This is a genomic window from Janibacter terrae, from assembly GCF_039636765.1.
Classification (GTDB): Bacteria; Actinomycetota; Actinomycetes; order Actinomycetales; family Dermatophilaceae; genus Janibacter; species Janibacter terrae.
The window spans coordinates 660,135-678,311 of sequence record NZ_CP144167.1 but is presented as its reverse complement, the minus strand read 5'-3'; the positions used below and the strand labels follow the sequence as shown (position 1 = coordinate 678,311).

Genomic DNA, 18,177 nt, shown 5'->3' with positions numbered 1-18,177 from the left:
TGGGTCGGTGCTGGTATCAGAGGTCGAGGACGAGCTCGGGGCCGCGGCAGCGCGACACGCAGATGCACATCGTGGAGCCGGACTCCTTCTCCTCGTCCGTGAGGAGGAAGTCACGGTGGTCGATCTCGCCCGAGACGACGCCGGTCTCGCAGGTCCCGCAGATCCCCTCCGTGCACGAGAAGGGCACGTCGTGACCGGCGGCGGCGAGCGCGTCGAGGACGGAGGTCTGCGCGTCCACGGGGATGCGCTCGCCGGTGCTGCTGATGACGACGTCGAAGGCCCCGTCGGGCGCAGCGTCCGCGTCCACCTTGGGCTCCGGCGCACGGAACCGCTCCAGGCGCAGCCGCGAGGTGTCGGGCACGTTGATCTCGACGGCCTCCATGAGGGTGGCCGGCCCGCAGCAGTAGACGGTGGTCTCCTGATCGATCCCACCGACCATGCCGGAGATGTCGGCAAAACCGCCCACCTCGTCGTCGACGTGGATCGTGACCCGCTCGGGCGGCAGCCCGCTGATCTCGTCGACGAAGGCCATGACCTCCCGGGACCTGCCGGTGTAGAGGAGGTGCCAGTCGGCCCCCTTCGCCTGCAGCGCCCGGGTCATGGCGACGATCGGGGTGATGCCGATGCCGCCTGCCACGAGGAGGTGACGCGGGGACGCGTCATCGAGCTCGAAGAGGTTGCGCGGGCCGTCGACGAGGATCTCGGCGCCGATGGGCAGCTGGTCGTGGATCAGGCTGCTGCCGCCGCGGGAGTCCTCGACGCGCAGCACCGCCACCGTCCAGCGCGAGGTGTCGTCGGGGTCGGAGCACAGCGAGTACTCGCGCACGAGACCACCGGGCAGGTGCAGGGACAGGTGCGCACCGGGCTCCCAGCGGGGCAGCGCCTCGCCGTGCGGGTGGACGAACGTGACGCTCGTGACTCCCCGCGCCTCCCACGTCTTCTGGTGGACGCGCAGGACCTGGCTCGACTCCGAACCGATCTTCATGACAACTCCTCGCGCTGGGTGTGACGGGTGGACGGGCTCAGCGGGTGACGCCGTGCATCTCCGACGTCTCGGGGTACGTCGGGAGCTGCGGCTTCTTGGTCCCGATGATGACGCAGAAGAGCGCGTCCTCGTCCGTCGCGTTGCGCAGGCTGCGCGGCACGCCCGCGGGCACGACGATCATGTCGCGGTAGCCGAGCGTGCGGGTCGCGGTCTTGGTGCCGTCGGCCACGTCGTGCACGGACACCTCGATCTGCCCCTCGAGGACGAAGAAGGCCTCCTCGACGTCGCTGTGGGTGTGCTCCGGACCGACCGCACCCGCGGGCAGGCGCATGTTGGAGAAGGTGAATCCTCGCGAGGGGATGATCCGGCTGTCGTTGTCGAAGTTGCCGGTGGCACCGGAGCCGACGTACCGGATCTGGGCGCGGCGGAAGCGGTCGCCGCCGGCCTCGGCCTGGAAGCCGAGGGCGTCCCAGTCCTCGAGGCGGGTCTCGCGGCTGGCGACGCACGAGTCGATGAGCTGCTCCAGGTCCGCGCCGGGCTGCAGGGTGTCTTCGGTGTGGGTCTGCTGGGTCATGTCCTTCTCCTGGTGTGGTGGTGGTCAGGCGGTGCTGTGGTCGTGGGGCTGCGCGCACGCGGCGCGCGCCTCCTCGGCGGCCCACGGGAGGGGCTCACCGCTCAGGTCGATGTAGACGGACTTCTGCCGCATGTACGAGCGGATGCCCTCCCGCCCCTTCTCGACCCCGACCCCGCTGTCGCGGACGCCGGCGAAGGGGGTGGAGATGCTGAACTGCTTGTACGTGTTGACGTAGACCGTCCCCGCGACGAGCGCCCGTGCGATGCGGTGGATCCGGCGGTAGTCCGCGGTCCAGATCCCGCTGGCGAGGCCGTAGTCGCTGTCGTTGGCCTGGGCGATCAGGTCGTCCTCGCCGTCGAAGGGGAGGACGACGGCCACGGGGCCGAAGACCTCCTCGCGACAGATCGTCGCCGAGTTGTCGACGCCGCCGAGGATCGTCGGCAGGTAGTAGGCACCGTCCGCGAGGGCCGGGTCCAGCGGGATCCCTCCCCCGACGAGCACCTGCGCCCCCTCCGCCACGGCCGCGTCCACCATGGCGGCCACCTGGTCACGGTGGCTGTGGGTGATGAGCGGCCCGACCTGGGTGCGCGGGTCGGTGCCGGGACCGACGCGCAGCCGGCTGGTCGCGTCGACGAGCCGGGCCACGACGTCGTCGAAGATCGTGCGCTGGACGAAGATCCGCGAGCCGGCGATGCAGCTCTGGCCGCTCGAGGAGAAGACGCCGTAGAGGATGCCGGCGACCGCCTGGGTGAGGTCGGCGTCCTCGAAGACGATCGTCGGCGACTTGCCCCCGAGCTCGAGGGTGGCCGGCATGAGCTTGTCCGCGGCGACGTGGGCCAGGTGACGGCCGGTCGAGGTGCCACCGGTGAAGGTCAGCTTGCCGACGCCCGGGTGTGCGACGAGCGCTTCGCCGACCGTCCGGCCGGGTCCGGGGAGCACGGACAGCAGCCCGGCGGGCAGGCCCTCCTCCTCGGCGATGCGGGCGAGCAGCAGGGTCACCCACGGAGCCCAGGCCGGCGGCTTGGCGACGACTGCGTTGCCGGCGGCGAGCGCAGGGGCGATCTTCTGCGCGTCGCTGGCGATGGGCGAGTTCCACGGAGTGATCGAGGCGACGACCCCGACGGGCTCCCAGGTGGCGATCGTCATCCACGGGCCCCGCGACGGCGTCACCTGGTCCTCGAGGGTCTCCAGCGCAGAGGCGACGTAGAGGAAGGTGCCGGCAGCACTGCGGGCCAGCGCGGTGGTCTCGCCCACGGTCTTGCCCGTGTCGAGGGTCTGCAGGGCGGAGATGTCGTCGGCGCGCCGCAGGATCGCGTCACCGATGCGACGCAGGACCGCGGCGCGCTCGTGGGGGGCGGCGGCCCGCCAGCCGCTCTCGACGACGGCTCGCTGACCGGCCCGCACGGCCTCGTCCACGTCGTCGACGGTGGCCGCGTGCAGCCGGGCGAAGACCCGGCCCGACGCGGGGTCGACGGTCTCGATGACCTCACCGGCGCCGGTGCGCCAGCTGCCTGCGACGAAGACCTCGTCGCGCAGGAGGTGGCTCAGGGCCAGCTCTGCTCCTCGTGGAGCGATCTCAGTCGACATTGAACCGAGGCCTACCTTCCGTCGTTGCCATAAGTCTGAGCGCAAAGATATTTTCTGTCAAGAGTTTTCCTCCGTGCGGGACGAAGGGGGGTGGTCAGGCGATGAGGGGGGCGCGCCCCGTGAGCGAGGCGATCGTCTGCAGCACGGACCAGGCCGTGACCGCGCTCGTGCGGGGGTTCTGCGCGCTCGGGGTGTTGCGGATGACGAAGCTGTAGTCCCCGATGTCACCGCTCGCCGTGATCTCGTGGGTCGTGCGGGTCGCCGAGGGGTCGCCGACGAGCTCGACGGTGACCCGGTCGGTGGACCCGACCGCCGTGGCCAGCGCCGCGACGACGTTGAGCGAGTCGGGGAAGAGCCGGGCCGCCTCGCTCGGCCCCCCGCAGAAGACGGTCACCGGCTCGGGTGACTGCGTGATGCGCTCCGCCTCGGCGGCCGACATCCAGTCGCGCACGAGCGCGGGAGCCTTCTTCGTCGTGCGGACGTGGACGGTGTCCAGCCCACCCGAGCGGGCAGCGGAGGCAAGCAGGTCCAGGCCGCCTACGGCGCCGTGCGTGGCGAGCAGCCGCCCCGGGCCGAGCGAGCCCAGCCGCGGACCGAGCCGGTCGTCGAGCAGAGCCCCGACCGACGTCACGACGAGGTCGGAGCCGCGGGAGAGGACCGCGTCGACGATCTCGTGCACCACGGGCTGGCCGGCGCACTCGACGACCAGGTCCGCGGCGTCCAGCGCCTGCTCGAGGGTGAGGAGCGGTCCCGCAGGGGTGTCCGGCGCGTGCCGCACGACGATGCCGACGAGCTCGGCGCCGTCCACGCCGCCCCGGGCCAGCTCCTCCGCCACCCGGGCGCCGATGACGCCGTGGCCCACGACCGCGACCCGACGGTTCACGACGCCTCCTCGACCGCCTGCAGCTCGCGGTGGCGCAGGAGTCGGGCCACGTGGCCGCGGATCTCGACGAACCGCGGATCAGCCTTCGTCGTCACCTGGTCGCGAGGGTGAGGCAGGTCGACGTCGATCGTCTCGGTGACGACGCTCGGCGGCGTCGACAGGACGATGATGTGGTCGGCCAGGTAGACGCTCTCGTCGATGTCGTGGGTGACGACGAGGACGGTGATGCCCAGCTCGCGCTGGATTCGCAGGAGCAGGTCCTCGAGGTCCGCACGGGTCTGCGCGTCGACCGAGGCGTAGGGCTCGTCCATGACGAGCAGCTTGGGGTGGGAGGCCAGGGCTCGGGCGATCGCGACGCGCTGCTGCATGCCACCCGACATCTGCCACGGGTAGAGGTGCGTGCGACCGGTCAGGCCCACCGCGTCCAGCGCCTCGGCCACCCGACGCACGCGCTCGGCCTTCGGCAGCTTGGAGAGCGGGAAGGCGACGTTCTTGTCGACGCGCATCCACGGGTAGAGCGATCGGGAGTAGTCCTGGAAGACCATCGCGAGGCCCTCCGGGACACCGGTCACGGCCTGGCCCTCGAAGTTCACGCTGCCCTCGGTGGGCTCGTCGAGACCGCTGATGATCCGCAGCAACGTCGACTTGCCACAGCCGGAGGGGCCGACGATGACGGAGATCTTGTGCGCCGGGATGTCGGCCGTGATGGAACGGACCGCCAGGTTGCTCCCATAGCTCTTGGAGATCCCGTCGAGCTGGAGCTCGGGCACGCCGTTGATGGCGCGGGTGGTGGTGTCAGTCATTTTGAGCCGTCACTCCTCGGTGCCAGGCCAGGACCCGGCGCTCGATCTGCAGGAAGATGAAGTTCATGACCACGCCGAGCACGGCGAGCACGATGAGCACGGCGAAGAAGCCGGGGTAGTCGAAGTCGCGCTGGGTGGAGACGAGCAGGTAGCCCAGTCCGTTGTCGGACTTCTGCAGCTCGGAGATGATCATGATGATCAGGGACATGGACATGGCCGTCCTGACGCCGGCGAAGATCTTGGGCGAGGCTCCCGGCAGGACGATGTGGGTGAGGACCAGCCGGGTCGGGATCCGGTAGACGGCGGCGGCCTGGGAGCGGACCTCGCCGACCGACATGACGCCGTCGATCGTGTTGAAGAGGATCGGCCAGACGACGCTGAAGGCGATGAGGAAGATCTTCGGCGAGTCCCCGATGCCGAAGAGCAGGAAGAAGACCCCGAGCAGCGCCGGGCTGGGCAACGAGCGACCCACGTGCACGAGCGGCTGGAAGAGCGCGTGCAGCACCGGGAAGACACCGAGGAGCACGCCCACCCCCACGCCCACGAGGATCGCCAGGCCGAGACCGGCCAGGGCCCGCAGCACGCTCGGGACGAAGTGGGTGAAGGTCGCCTCGCCGAGGAAGAGCCGGCCGGGGTCGCTGGAGAGGAACATCGTCCCGACCGCGCGGAGGGACTCCAGGGGGCTGGGGACGAAGTATCCGCTCGTGGCGGAGCGGGACAGGGCCCACCACACGAGGAGGATGACGACGGGGACCAGGAGCCGCAGGCCGATGCGGACCGGGAGGGTGAGCCTGCCCCTGCGTGTCCTGGGCGCGGCCGCGACGCGGGCGCCGGAGCGGGTCTGGGCGATGGTCACTGGGCCAACCCCTTCTTCCAGTCGAAGACCTTGGCGTCGATGAACGACATGACCAGCGAGACCAGCACGCCCAGGACACCGGCCACGAGCGTGGCGGCGTACACGAGGTCGAGGTTGGTCGCGTTGGCGCTGCCCACGAGGATGTAGCCGCCGATGCCGTTGCCCCCGCCGACGAGCAGCTCCGCGGAGACTGCCACGATGAGGCCGATGGACGCGGCCACCCGCACGCCGGTGAAGGCAAAGGGCAGGGCGCTCGGCAGGATGACGCGGCGCACGACCTGCGCGCGGGAGAGCCCGAAGGACTCGGCCGTCTGGATGGCGGTGGTGTCCGCCCCCTTCACCCCGTACATGGTGTTGAGGAGGATCGGCCACACGCAGGCGAGCGCCACGGTGATGGACAGCGGCAGCATGCCGTTGCCGAGGAGGAGCACGAGGATCGGCCCGAGGGCGATCGAAGGGAGGACCCGGAAGGCCTCGACCGGCAGGTTGAAGGTGATCATGGCCGCCCTCGACGCGCCCATGGCGGCACCCACCAGGACACCGACGACGGCTGCCATGAGCAGCGCGAGCATCCACTCCGCCATCGTGAAGCCGACGGCGCTCCAGAAGCTCTCGTCGGCGAAGAGGTCACCGAGGCTGCCCAGGACCTTGCTGGGGACGGGCAGCCCGTCCTTGGTGACGAGGGTGCGCATGAGCAGCTCGGCGACGACCGCCACACCGACGACGCCGGTGACGCCGAGCACTGCCTGCCGGGCGGTGCCCAATGGTTCGTGGATGAGTTTCATCCGGTCCTCCCTTCGAGGAGTGGTGCCTTACTCCTTGGGGGCCCAGAGCGTCGAGTCGACGTCCAGGTCCGCCTTGACGAGCTCCTGCTCCTTGAGGATGTCGACGGCCTTGGTGTAGGACTCCTTGTCCATCTCGTCGTAGTACGTCGGCAGCGGGATGCCCTTGGCGACGGACTTGTCGAGCTTGGCGATGGAGGGCAGCCAGGCGCGCGCCTCGTCCTTGTGCTCGTTGAGGTCGCCGCCGGCCTTGTACATCGCGCGGGCGAAGGCCGCGGCGGTGTCGGGGTTGGCGTCGAGGAACTTCTGGCTGGCGACGTAGGTCGAGCCGGCCAGACCCTTGTTGGGCCCGTCGGTGTTGTCGACGACCTGACGCAGACCGGCGTTGCGGGCGCCTGACATGAAGGGCTCGGGCATGTACCCGGCGTCGATCGACTTCGCCTTGATGCCGCTGATCATCTCGGGGAAGGGGACCTCGACCCACTTCGGCGTGACGTCCACGCCCTCGCTCTTGGCGAGGTTGTTGAAGGTGATGTCGCCCATGTTCTTCGTCGTGTTGATGCCGACCGACTTGCCGTCGAGGTCCTTGATGTCCTTGATCGGCGAGGCCTTGGGCACGAAGATCCCGATGCCGTTGTCCGCGAGCGCACTCGTGAGGACGACGGAGCGGATCGGCAGGCCGGAGTCGACGGCCATGGCCGTGCCGAAGGGGGTGGAGTTGGTGAGGTCGAGCTCGCCGGAGACGACCTTCTGGACGCCGGCGGGGCCACCCTGGACGGGCTCGATGGTGACCTTGAGACCCTCCTTCTCGAAGAAGCCCTTCTCGTTCGCCCAGTAGAGGGCGGCGTAGTCGGTGAGGGGGAGCGAGCCGACCTTGAGGTCGGTCTTCTCCAGCGTGCCGTCGGTCGCGGCAGCGCTTGCGCCGGCGTCGTCGCCACCGCAGCCGGCCAGGACGACGACCAGGCTCGCGGCTCCGGCCAGCGCCACCATGCGGGATGTCTTCATCAGGTTCCTCCGGGGTCCGAGCCAGTGCACATCTTTGTGCTCAACTATTTGGCTGTAAGTTACTTTGCATCACGTGAGGGGCATCGGTCAAGAGGGAGGTCGAGCGCCCGACGGACTCGCAGGGACCGTTTACCCCAAAACAGTTGAGCGATAAGGTTTAGTGGTCGCGAACCCCGAGGAGCAGCAATGAAGCCCGCCCCCTTCGACTACGCCACGGCCACATCGGTCGCGGACGTCGTCAACCACCTGGCCAGGGACGATCGAGAGGTCAAGGTCCTCGCCGGGGGCCAGTCCCTGATCCCCGTGCTCAACATGCGCCTGGCCCGACCGCAGGTCCTCGTGGACATCACGAGGGTCCCCGAGCTCCAGGCCATCGACGTGACGGCCGACGGCGCGCTGCGCATCGGTGCCGCGGTACGCCAGTCCGATGCCCTGGCGCACCCGCTGGTGCGCAGGGGATGGCCGGCCGTGACCGGCGCGATCCGGCACATCGGCCACCCGCAGATCCGCAACAGCGGCACGGTCTGCGGCAGCCTCGCCCACGCCGACTCGTCCGCGGAGCTCCCGGCGGTCGCTGTCCTGCTCGATGCCGAGATCCACGTCGTGGGCCCTCGGGGCCAGCGCCGGGTCCCGGCCGCGGACTTCTTCGTCGGCACCTTCACGACCGATCTCCAGCCCGACGAGCTGGTCACCGCCGTCGAGTTCCCGCCCTCCCCCGAGGGCACACGCCACGACGTCAGCGAGTTCACCCAGCGACGCGGCGACTTCGCGACCGTCGGCGTGGCCACCCGTACCGGCCGCCGGCAGGACCGCCTGAGCGCACCACGTGCGGTCTTCTTCGGCGTGGGCGGCACCCCCGTCCGCGTCGCCGCCGTCGAGGAGATGCTCGAGGGGCAGCACCCCGATGCCGCCGACTGGGCGGCGGTCGGGCACGCACTCACCCTCGCCCTGGACCCACCCACCGACGTGCACGCCAGCACCGAGCTGCGGCTGGAGCTGGCGAGCACCCTCCTCGAACGATCCATCCGACGCGCCTGGGAGCTGTGCCGATGACCACCGACAAGACCGCTGCGCTGCGCAGCCCGCTCACCCCCCTGCTCGTCGAGCCCTCCGCCTGGTGCCACGTCGACCTCGAGGTCAACGGCCACGGGGTGTCGGCGGACGTCGAGTCCCGGCTGCTGCTGAGCGACTTCCTGCGGGAGCGGCTCACCCTCACGGGCACCCACGTGGGGTGCGAGCAGGGCGCCTGCGGCGCCTGCACCGTCCTCGTCGACGGCCGCGCCGTCCGCTCCTGCCTGACGCTCGCCGCTGCGTGCTCGGGCCGGGAGATCCGGACCGTGGAGGGGTTGGCGGAGGGTGCCCTGCACCCGGTGCAGCAGGCCTTCCACGACCACCACGGCCTCCAGTGCGGCTTCTGCACCTCCGGGTTCCTCATGTCGATCACCGAGCTCCACGAGCGCGAGGAGGCGGTCGACGAGGACGAGCTGATGGACCAGCTGAGCGGCAACATCTGTCGCTGCACCGGCTACCGGGGCATCGAGCGTGCGGCGAGGCAGTCCGTGCGCGTCGCGCAGGAGGGCGATGGTCATGAGTGAGTCGACCCACGAGCCCGAGGCGACCGAGGCACCCCGCCTCGTCGGCCAGTCCGTCCCGCGCGTGGAGGACGACCGTCTGCTGCGCGGGCAGGGGCGCTACGTCGACGACGTGGTGCTCCCGGACCAGCTGCACCTCGCCTTCCTCCGCAGCCCCCATGCGCACGCGCGCATCCGCTCCATCGACATCTCCGGAGCCCAGAGCGCCCCGGGCGTCGTGGCCGTCTACGACGGGAGGTCGCTGCTCGGTGTCGTCGAGCCGCTCGTCAACATCGAGGAGGTGCGTGTCCCCCCGGGACTGGTCGAGCACGTGGCCCCCACGGTCAAGATCCAGCCGATGCCTCCCCTCGCGCACGACGAGGTCAACTACGTCGGCCAGCCGATGGTGATGGTCGTCGCCGAGTCGCGGTACCTGGCCGAGGACGCCCTCGAGGAGGTCCGAGTCGACTACGAGCCGCTGCCCGTCGTCATCGACCCCGAGGCGGCCCTGGACCCCTCCTCCCCCAAGGCCCTGCTCGAGGCCGAGGACAACATCGGGCTGCACGCCCACATCAGCACCGGTGACGCCGACGCCGCCATTGCCGCGGCGCCCGTGGTCCTCGAGGAGACCTTCGCCTCCCAGCGTTACGTCCCCTCCCCGATGGAGACCCGCGGGATCGTGGCGACGGTCGACCCGTACACCGACCGGCTCACGGTCTGGTCCAACACCCAGACCCCGCACCGCGTCCGTGACCACATCGCCCACAGCCTCGGCCTGTCGACGGACGACGTCGCCGTCATCACGCCCGACGTGGGAGGTGGCTTCGGGCAGAAGGGGATCCTCATCGTCGAGGAGATCCTCATCCCCTTCGCCGCCCGCGCGCTGGGCCGCACCGTGCGCTGGCAGGCCGACCGGACGGAGAACCTGGTCGCGGACACCCACGCCCGGGAGCAGATCCACCACCTGACGGTCGCCGCCGACGCGGACGGTCGGTTGCTCGCGGTCCGCGACCGCTGCATCACCAACATGGGCTGCCGCAACGTCGTCGGTCTCGTCGTGGCCTACAACGCGCTCGTGCACCTCACCGGCGCCTACCGCGTTCCGCACCTCGACCTCGAGGTCTTCGGCACGCTGACCAACACGATGTTCACGACTCCCTACCGCGGAGCCGGCCGTCCCGAGGCGGCGTTCGCCATGGAGCGGGCCATGGACCGGCTCGCCCTGCGGCTGGGCAAGGACCCGGCGGAGGTGCGGCGCATCAACCTCCTCACCGAGGAGGACATGCCGTACTTCTCGGGGTTGCTCGACCGGCGTGGTCTGCCCCAGGAGATCGACTCCGGCGACTACGTGAAGATGCTCGACATGGTCGAGGAGATGATCGACTTCCCGGCCTTCCGCGAGGAGCAGGAACGGCTGCGCGGCGACGGCATCCACCGGGGCGTGGGCCTGGGCATGTACATCGAGATGTCCGGGCTGGGCCCCTTCGAGTCGGCCCGGGCCACCGTCCTGCCCTCCGGCACCGTCCGGATCTCGACGGGTTCCCCGTCGCAGGGACAGGGGCACGCCACGACCTTCGTCCAGGTCGCCTCGGACGCCCTCGACGTCCCGATGGAGGCCATCGAGCTCGTCGGCGGCGACACGCAGAACCTCCAGTACGGCGTGGGCACGATCGCCAGCCGGGCGATGGTGACCGCGGGCAACGCGATCGACATGGCCTGCCGCGAGCTGCGCGCGCAGGTCGAGCGCGCCGCGGCCGGTCTGCACGGCGTGCCGGAGCAGGACGTGCGCCTCGAGTCGGGCAAGGTCCTCGTGGCGGGCGCCGCACCGATGACCCTGGCCGAGCTGGTCCGGGCGCTCACGCGGTCGCCGAGCGACGACCCGAGCGCCGGGCTGTCCGCGCACGCGTACTTCAAGCCGCCGAACTACGCGACCTCCAGCGGGTTGCACGCCGCTGTCGTGGAGGTCGACACCGCCACCGGCGCCACGACGATCCTCGACTACGTCGTGGTCCACGAGGCGGGCAACATCGTCAACCCCGTGATCGCCGACGGCCAGATCCTCGGCGGGGCGGTCCAGGGCATCGGCGGCGCCCTCCTGGAGCACCTCAAGTACGACGCCAACGGCCAGCCGTCGACCGCCAGCTACATGGACTACCTCATGCCCACCGTGGAGACGGTGCCCGAGATCCGTCTCGGTGAGGTCTGCTACCCCACCCCGACCAACCGCCTCGGCGTCAAGGGGCTCGGCGAGGGTGGTGCCGTCGGGCCGCAGGCGGCCATCGCCAACGCCGTGGAGGACGCCCTTCGGCCGCACGACGTCGTGGTGCGCTCCACGCCCGTCAACCCAGACCACGTCCGACGACTGCTGCGCGAGCGCGCGGCAACCGCGACCTCCGGAGGAGAGTGACCGTGCAGATCGATCACACCCTGACCATCCACGCAGACATCGACCGGGTCTGGCCGTTGCTGCAGCGGCCCGAGACGGTGGTCGAGAGCCTGCCCGGGGTCACCCTCACGTCCCTGTCGGGTGAGGACTTCACCGGCAAGATGTCCGTCGGCCTCGGGCCGATGCGGCTGAACTACGGCGGCGAGGGCACCCTGCGCTACGACGAGCCGTCCCGGGCGATCCACATCCGAGCGCGCGGCACCGAGGCCCGCGGGGCCGGCAGCGCCGCGGCCACGGTCGACATCTCGGTGCTGCCCGGCGCCGAGGGGTCCACGCGGATCGACGTGTCGATGGACCTCGACCTGCAGGGCAAGCCGGCCCAGTTCGGCCGGGGCATCCTCGCGGAGGTCATCACCCGCCTGGCGACGCAGTTCGGCAGGAACCTCGAGCGCCAGGTCGAGCAGGCAGCGGCTCCTGCGGCCGTCGAGACCGTGCCCGCGGGACAGCCCGCGGCCGCGGCCCAGGGGCCGATCCTGGCCTCTGCCCCCGCCCCTGCCGTCGCGGCCGCGGTGCCCCACTCCGCCGGGCGAGAGCTCGCCGGTCTGGCGGTGGCGGCCCTCGTCGGCGCGGCAGCAGCCACCCTGCTCGGCTCCCGGCGCTCGGTCCACCTGACGATCGTCGCCGGCGACGACCCCGCGTGGGTCGAGCTGGCCCGAGAGCTCGTGGGTCGTCGCTGACGCCCCACGCACCCTCCCCCCGAGCACGACCGAGCCCACGTCCTGAGCAGGACGTGGGCTCGGTCGTACCTCGCGTGCGACTACTCGGCCGGCGCCCAGTGGACGTCGCCGACCTCGAGGTCGGCCTTGACGAGCTCCTGCTCCTTGAGGATGTCCAGGGCCCGCTGGAGACCCTCCTCGTCGTAGGCCCCGTAGTAGGCCGGCAGCGGCATGCTCTCCGCCGTCTTCTTGTCCAGCTTCGCGAAGGTCGGCAGCCAGGACCGGACCTCGTCCTCCTTCTTCGCCATGTCCGCGCCGGCGGCGTACATCGCGTCGGCGAAGGCCTTGGTCGTGTCCGGGTTGTCCTTGACGAAGGTCTCGCTCGACAGGTAGCTCGCCGCCGCGAGACCGTCGTTGGGGCCCGTCGTGAGGTCGACGACCTTGCGCAGTCCGGCGGTGCGCGCGAAGGAGGCGAAGGGCTCCGGGAAGTACCCGGCGTCGACCGACTTGGCCTTGACCCCGCTGAGCATCTCGGGGAACGGGACCTCGACCCACTTCGGCGTGACCGATGCACCCTCGCTCTTGGCCTGTGCGCGGAAGGTGATGTCACCGATGTTCTTGGTCGTGTTGGTACCGATGGACTTGCCGTCGAGGTCCCCGATGTCCTTGATCGGCGAGCCGTCGAGCACGTAGATGCCCATACCGTCCTCGGCCAGCGCGCTGGTGATGACCACCGAGCGGATCGGCAGGCCCGAGTCGTGCGCCGTCGCTGCCACGAAGGCCGGGGAGTTGGTGAAGTCGAGCTCTCCTGCGACGACCTGCTGCACGCCGGCGGGCCCGCCCTGGACGGTCTCGATCGTCACGTCGAGCCCGGCCTTGTCGAAGAAGCCCTTCTCGTCGGCCCAGTAGAGGGCCGCATAGTCCGCCAGCGGCAGCGACCCGACCGTGAGCTCTGTCTTCTCCAGCTCCCCGTCCGTGGCGCCGGCGGAGCTCTCACCACCGCACGCCGATGCGCCGAGCGCCAGCCCGACCACCAGTGCAGTGCCCCAGAAGTGCCTCGTCCTCATGCTTCCTCCGATGTCCTGGTCGAGACGCCTTTGTGCTCAACCATTTTGTAGTAAGTAATTTTGTGGTGAGATGGAACGACAGTCAAGCCCCCCACCCGAGTGACGACGGCGTCCTCGAAGGAGAGAGCACATGAAGATCGCGATCATCGGCGGCGGGATCGGCGGGCTCACGCTCGCCCTGGCACTGCGCAAGGAGGGCCTGGACGCGGTCGTGCACGAGCGCACGTCGCAGTTCGGGCGCGTGGGGGCGGACATCAACCTCACGCCCAACGCCGTCCGCGCGCTCGACCCCCTGGGGGTCGGGGAGGCCCTGCGCACCGACGCCGCGCGGCCACGCTTCCGGATCAGCCGCGACGGCTACACCGGCGAGGAGACCTCTCGCCTGCCGATGTCCGAGGCCGCCGAGGAGGCTTACGGCGCGCCCCAGCTGACGATCCACCGCGCCGACCTGCTGGACACCCTCGAGTCGGCCGTCGGCTCCGAGGCGGTACGGCTGGGTCACCAGCTCGACTGCTGCGAGGTCACGGACGCGGGGGTGTCCCTGCGCTTCGCGGACGGCTCGACCGAGGAGGTCGACGTCGTCGTCGGCGCCGACGGCATCCACTCGGCGGTGCGCCGCAGCCTGCTCGGCGACGAGCACCCGGAGTTCACCGGCACGGTCGCCTACCGGGCCGTGCTGCCGACCGAGCGCGTGGCGCACCTTCGCGATGTCGACTGCTTCACCAAGTTCTGGGGCAAGGACCGCTACACCCAGATCGTCACCTTCCCGCTGACCCGCGGCAAGGAGACCTTCGTCTTCGCGACGGAGCACCGCGAGAGCTGGTCGGAGGAGTCCTGGACGACGCCGGGGCGCATCCAGGACCTGCGGGCGGCGTACGCGGACTTCCACGAGGACGCCCGCGCCCTGCTCGACGCCTGCGACGAGGTACTCATCTCAGCGCTCTACGTCCGCGACCCGCTGACCTCGTGGGGGCACGGCGGCGCGACGCTGCTCGGCGACGCGGCGCACCCGATGATGCCCTTCATGGCGCAGGGTGCCGGTCAGGCGATCGAGGACGCGGTCGTCCTGGCGCGTTGCCTCGCCGCGCACGGCGCCCCGGACGGCCTGCGGCGCTACGAGACCCTGCGCCAGGAGCGCACCGCGCAGATCCAGGTCGGCTCCCGCGGCAACGAGTGGCTCAGGTCCGGCGGCAACGCCGACTGGGTGTACGACTACGGCGCGTGGACCATCGGGGTGTGACCACGCCGGGTGCGACCGGTCGGCACGCAGACGCATCTCTCCCGTCACGGCGGGTGGTCGACGTCCTCTCCGGTCGCCAGGTCGCCGCACTCGACACCGACGGCGCCGTGCCGCCGCAGGTACGGGCCGGCGCCCCGGTCCCCGGAGAGCCCGGCGACGAGCGGGCCCCAGTGGTCCCGACCGACGAGCACCGGGTGCCCGACCCGCCCGCCGTACACCGCTCGACGCAGGGTGCCGGCGTCCACGTGCGACGACAGCAGCCGTCGCGCCACCGCCGCGGTGACGTCCGGCAGGTCCACGAGGTGGATGAGGACGGCGTCCGCGTCACCGTCGTCGAGGGTGCGCAGCCCGTGCGCCAACGAGGTGCCGAGGCCCTCCGCCCAGTCGGGGCAGTGCGTGTACGTCGTCCTCGGCAGCGTCGGTCCGACCGTGCCGCTGGCGCCCAGGACGACGGTCGTCGCCGCGCAGCCCCCTTCGTCCAGGACGGTGACCGCCCGGGCCAACCACGACGTGCCGTCGGGATCGGTCATGAGGGCCTTGGGCCGGCCCATCCGACGACCCGCTCCGGCCGCGAGCACGAGCCCGTGCACGGTCGTCACAGGCACGACCGACAGACCGTGAGCCCGCTCATCCCCCGTCCCCGTCGACCGCGTACCAGCGGTCCTCGTCGGGCACGCGCCCGTCGGGGTAGGCGCGCGCGAGCTCGGCGAGCGTCGGGCGGGGCGGCTCGCGGACCTCGTCCGGCAGCAGCGCGGTGATCGCGTCGAAGACCCGCTCCATGTCGCGCACCACGGAGCGGCGCTTCAGCTCCACCGGCTCGCCGAAGGTCACGGTGACCTCGGGCCGCCGGAGCACCTGGGTGACCCGGGGCAGCCTCGACGAGCGCGGCCAGACCTGCTCGGTGCCCGTGATGGCGAAGGGGATGACCGGCACCTTGGTCAGCTGGGCCAGGCGCGCTGCGCCGGGGTACCCGGACATGCCCGGCTCGAAGAAGTCGATGCCGCGCGGGATCGTGCCCTCGGGCATCATCGCGACCAGCTCGCCGCCGGCGAGCGCGCGGACCGCGGCCGCGAAGGCGTCCGGGCTGTCCGGGTCGTCCCCGCGGCGGTCGACGCTGATGCCGCCACCTGCTCGGAAGAAGGCACCGAGGCCGGGGACGTCGAAGAGCTCCTTCTTGCCGAGGAACCGGGCGGAGCGGCTCGTGCGCCCCATGGCCACGAGCATCGCCATGGCGTCGAAGTACGAGCGGTGGTTGCCGACGAGGATCGCCGGCCCGACCCTCGGGACGTTGTCGACGCCCCGGATGGAGAACCGCGCGTAGGGGAAGAGCTCGGGGCGGGCGAGCAGCGCGAGGCTGCGCTGCAGCTCCAGGCCGATGACGGGCAGCTTGAAGACGCCGGGGGAGGTGTCGAAGTGCAGGACGGGCCAGCGGGCAGCCACCGCGAGCGCCTGCAGGCGAGGGTCCGGGTTGACCGCGCCCGGGTTGCCGACCGCGCGCAGCAGGGGCGCGTCGTAGATCGAGTCCGAGTACGCGAAGGACGCGTCGAGGTCGACGCCCTGCTGCTCCGCCCAGTCGCGCACGGCGGCGATCTTGCCCATCGACCACACGAAGTGCCCGTCGTGGCGGCCGGTGAAGCGGCCGTCCTCCCCCACCTCGTACCGGGTGGCGATGACGGCATCGATGCCGAGGCGCTCGGCGAGCGGCCGGACGAGGTGCTCGGGCGTCGTCGTCGCGAGGACGACGAGCCGCCCGGCGTCGTGGTGCTCCTCGATGAGCATCCTGGCGAAGGGCCCGACGAGCGGCTCGAGCACGTCGGCCGCGACCTCCGCGGCCTCGTCGAAGGCGTCGGCCGCCCGGCCGCGGGCGACGTGGACGGCTTGCCGGGCGAGGGCGATCGAGCCGAGGGACTCCCCGAGGAGGTTGAAGTACCCGAAGACGAGCGACTCGCCCGGCAGCCGGGCCGAGACGACCCCCGTCTGCCGCATGGCCGCGGACAGGGCGGGCCCGGAGGCCTTGGGCAGGAGGGTGCGGTCGAGGTCGAAGAACGCGGCGGCCGTCATGCGCTCGAGGCTAACGGCGGATCCCCCGCCGGAGCGGCCCCGCGGGGCCTAACGTGGGTCACATGAGCGACGACGCCCAGACCCTGTCCAGCAGCCATGTCGCCGAGGCCGCCCCGCGGGGGTGGCGCGAGATCGACGGCACCCTCCGCACCCGCCTGCGCACCGCGGACTACCCGGCAGCGGTCGAGCTCGTGACCCGCATCGCCCGGGTGGCCGACGCCGCCGACCACCACCCCGACATCGACCTGCGCTACAACTGGGTCGGGCTGCTCCTCGTGAGCCACGACGTGGGTGGCCTGACCAGTCGCGACCTCCAGCTGGCGGGCGAGATCTCCCGCATCGCCGAGGAGCTCGGGGCCGAGCACGACCCGCACGTCGTCGTCGCGATGACCATCGGCATCGACACCGCCGACGCGGATGCGATCCGTCCCTTCTGGCAGGCCCTCACCGGGCACGAGCCAGCGAAGGGGGACCCGGACGTCCTCCCTTCACCCGACGGGCAGCTGCCGCAGATCTGGTTCCAGGAGAGCGCACCGCGCGAGGTCCGCAACCGGCTGCACCTCGACGTCTACGTCCCCCACGACATCGCGCAGGAGCGCGTCGACGCGGCCATCGCGGCGGGCGGGCGCCTCGTCACCGACGAGTTCGCGCCGGCGTGGTGGGTCCTCGCCGACGCCGACGGCAACGAGGCCTGCGTGTGCACCTGGCAGGACCGGCGGGACTGAGCAGCGCCGGGACGAAGGGGGGACCCCCTTCGTCCTAGTGCCGGCCCCTGCCCTCGAAGGCCCGCGCGGCCGCGGTCGCGGCCGGCAGCCGCGAGGACCTCATGCCCGGTCCGAGCCGGCGCAGCTGGCTCGAGGTGACCCGGGTCCCCTGCGCCATCACGGTGTCGGCGGCCGCTCGGGCCCCACCGGTCCCGGTGTACTCCTGCTGCCCGTTGCTCCCCCAGCGCACGAGGATCTGGCCGAGGTCCTTCGCCGTCGCGACGTAGAAGACGAAGCTGTCGTAACCGCCACCGGTGGGTGCGGCGCTCGAGCGGGTCCACCGCTTGCCGTCCCAGCCGATGACGAAGCCGAGGTTGGCGGTCGCGGGGAGCACGTCGTCGACGACGCCCCACCAGCTCGGGCCCTGCCCCAGGAGGGTCTGGCGGTTGCGCTTCTCGGCCGCGGCGTCACGGCGGGTGTCGGGGTTGCTCTGGCCGGCCAGCACCGCCCGCCCGTCCTTGAGCCGCACGAGGTAGCCCCACTGGCCGATCTCCATCTCGTAGACCCAGTCGCCGTCGGTGGCGCGGGGTCCGGTGCCCCCCTCGGAGACCCCGGCGCCGACCCACATGGCGGCATAGGCCGCCCACCGGTTGCGCAGGTCGTCCGGCGAGGCCAGGTCGACGGGGACCATCGAGGCGGGGCCGGACGTGCTCGGCGCCTCGTCACCGCCGGATCCCTCACTCGGGTCGCTACCGCCCGCGGGCGTGTGCGTCGTGGACCCGATCTCCACCGGGGGCTCGTCCTCGGCGCAGGCGGTGAGCGCGGTGGATCCGGCAGCACCCAGTGCGGCCAGCAGGGCACGGCGGGAGATCTGCTCCACGGGTCCTCCTTGCGGGTCTCGGGACGACGATACGGGCCGGGCCTCGCGAGCGAGGGCACGGCCCGCGTGAGAACCTT

18 protein-coding genes are annotated in these 18,177 nt (G+C 71.3%); 6 read left to right on the top strand and 12 right to left on the bottom strand.

What is annotated here, in order from left to right; genetic code table 11:
• Positions 1-16: 16 nt before the first annotated feature.
• The 8 genes from V3C34_RS03410 to V3C34_RS03375 all read right to left on the bottom strand — a co-directional run bounded on the left by V3C34_RS03410 (position 17) and on the right by V3C34_RS03375 (position 7,475).
• A complete protein-coding gene (locus tag V3C34_RS03410) occupies positions 17-985 on the bottom strand; it encodes a PDR/VanB family oxidoreductase (RefSeq protein ID WP_338538973.1) in 969 nt (322 codons plus the stop codon).
• 37 nt (positions 986-1,022) lie between these two features.
• On the bottom strand, positions 1,023-1,559 hold the full coding sequence (locus tag V3C34_RS03405) for a cupin domain-containing protein (protein WP_338538974.1): 537 nt from the start codon (positions 1,557-1,559) through the stop codon (positions 1,023-1,025).
• 24 nt (positions 1,560-1,583) lie between these two features.
• Positions 1,584-3,146 (bottom strand): aldehyde dehydrogenase, encoded by a 1,563-nt coding sequence (locus V3C34_RS03400; protein ID WP_346008074.1) that lies wholly within the window; start codon positions 3,144-3,146, stop codon positions 1,584-1,586.
• Positions 3,147-3,240: 94 nt separating this feature from the next.
• Positions 3,241-4,029 carry an aspartate dehydrogenase domain-containing protein gene (locus tag V3C34_RS03395; RefSeq protein WP_346008073.1) on the bottom strand — a complete coding sequence of 263 codons (789 nt, stop codon included), beginning with the start codon at positions 4,027-4,029 and terminating at the stop codon, positions 3,241-3,243.
• Positions 4,026-4,832: an ABC transporter ATP-binding protein gene (locus V3C34_RS03390; RefSeq protein ID WP_338538977.1), complete on the bottom strand. Its 807-nt coding sequence runs from the start codon at positions 4,830-4,832 to the stop codon at positions 4,026-4,028. Before V3C34_RS03390 ends, V3C34_RS03395 begins: the two co-directional genes overlap by 4 nt.
• The gene (locus V3C34_RS03385; protein WP_346008072.1) at positions 4,825-5,688 is read right to left on the bottom strand and encodes an ABC transporter permease; all 864 of its coding nucleotides are present in this window, start codon (positions 5,686-5,688) and stop codon (positions 4,825-4,827) included. Before V3C34_RS03385 ends, V3C34_RS03390 begins: the two co-directional genes overlap by 8 nt.
• Positions 5,685-6,473, bottom strand: a complete 789-nt coding sequence (locus V3C34_RS03380; RefSeq protein WP_338538979.1) for an ABC transporter permease — start codon at positions 6,471-6,473, stop codon at positions 5,685-5,687. Before V3C34_RS03380 ends, V3C34_RS03385 begins: the two co-directional genes overlap by 4 nt.
• 27 nt (positions 6,474-6,500) lie before the next feature.
• Positions 6,501-7,475 (bottom strand): ABC transporter substrate-binding protein, encoded by a 975-nt coding sequence (locus V3C34_RS03375; RefSeq protein WP_346008071.1) that lies wholly within the window; start codon positions 7,473-7,475, stop codon positions 6,501-6,503.
• 186 nt (positions 7,476-7,661) lie between these two features.
• Between V3C34_RS03375 and V3C34_RS03370 the strand changes: the two genes are divergently transcribed.
• Genes V3C34_RS03370 through V3C34_RS03355 form a run of 4 tightly spaced genes read left to right on the top strand, consistent with a single transcriptional unit; the run spans position 7,662 to position 12,169 of the window.
• On the top strand, positions 7,662-8,528 hold the full coding sequence (locus V3C34_RS03370) for a xanthine dehydrogenase family protein subunit M (RefSeq protein WP_346008070.1): 867 nt from the start codon (positions 7,662-7,664) through the stop codon (positions 8,526-8,528).
• A complete protein-coding gene (locus tag V3C34_RS03365) occupies positions 8,525-9,070 on the top strand; it encodes a (2Fe-2S)-binding protein (RefSeq protein ID WP_346008069.1) in 546 nt (181 codons plus the stop codon). The genes V3C34_RS03370 and V3C34_RS03365 overlap by 4 nt, the downstream gene beginning before the upstream one ends.
• The gene (locus tag V3C34_RS03360; protein ID WP_346008068.1) at positions 9,063-11,453 is read left to right on the top strand and encodes a xanthine dehydrogenase family protein molybdopterin-binding subunit; all 2,391 of its coding nucleotides are present in this window, start codon (positions 9,063-9,065) and stop codon (positions 11,451-11,453) included. Before V3C34_RS03365 ends, V3C34_RS03360 begins: the two co-directional genes overlap by 8 nt.
• A gap of 2 nt (positions 11,454-11,455) precedes the next feature.
• On the top strand, positions 11,456-12,169 hold the full coding sequence (locus V3C34_RS03355; RefSeq protein WP_346008067.1) for an SRPBCC family protein: 714 nt from the start codon (positions 11,456-11,458) through the stop codon (positions 12,167-12,169).
• 80 nt (positions 12,170-12,249) lie between these two features.
• On the opposite strand, the gene V3C34_RS03350 is transcribed toward V3C34_RS03355, so the two are convergent.
• The gene (locus V3C34_RS03350; RefSeq protein WP_346008066.1) at positions 12,250-13,215 is read right to left on the bottom strand and encodes an ABC transporter substrate-binding protein; all 966 of its coding nucleotides are present in this window, start codon (positions 13,213-13,215) and stop codon (positions 12,250-12,252) included.
• Between the two features lie 130 nt (positions 13,216-13,345).
• On the opposite strand from V3C34_RS03350, the gene V3C34_RS03345 reads away from it, so the two are divergent.
• On the top strand, positions 13,346-14,455 hold the full coding sequence (locus tag V3C34_RS03345; protein ID WP_346008065.1) for an FAD-dependent monooxygenase: 1,110 nt from the start codon (positions 13,346-13,348) through the stop codon (positions 14,453-14,455).
• Between the two features lie 44 nt (positions 14,456-14,499).
• Here the strand turns inward: V3C34_RS03345 and V3C34_RS03340 are convergent, their stop codons facing one another.
• On the bottom strand, positions 14,500-15,060 hold the full coding sequence (locus V3C34_RS03340; protein WP_346008064.1) for a nucleotidyltransferase family protein: 561 nt from the start codon (positions 15,058-15,060) through the stop codon (positions 14,500-14,502).
• Positions 15,061-15,082: 22 nt separating this feature from the next.
• Positions 15,083-16,516 (bottom strand): HAD-IB family hydrolase, encoded by a 1,434-nt coding sequence (locus V3C34_RS03335; RefSeq protein ID WP_346008063.1) that lies wholly within the window; start codon positions 16,514-16,516, stop codon positions 15,083-15,085.
• Positions 16,517-16,578: 62 nt separating this feature from the next.
• Here V3C34_RS03335 and V3C34_RS03330 point away from each other — a divergent pair, with 62 nt between their 5' ends.
• Positions 16,579-17,241 (top strand): 4a-hydroxytetrahydrobiopterin dehydratase, encoded by a 663-nt coding sequence (locus tag V3C34_RS03330; RefSeq protein WP_068425043.1) that lies wholly within the window; start codon positions 16,579-16,581, stop codon positions 17,239-17,241.
• Positions 17,242-17,275: 34 nt separating this feature from the next.
• Here the strand turns inward: V3C34_RS03330 and V3C34_RS03325 are convergent, their stop codons facing one another.
• On the bottom strand, positions 17,276-18,100 hold the full coding sequence (locus V3C34_RS03325; protein ID WP_346008062.1) for a hypothetical protein: 825 nt from the start codon (positions 18,098-18,100) through the stop codon (positions 17,276-17,278).
• Positions 18,101-18,177: the final 77 nt, after the last annotated feature.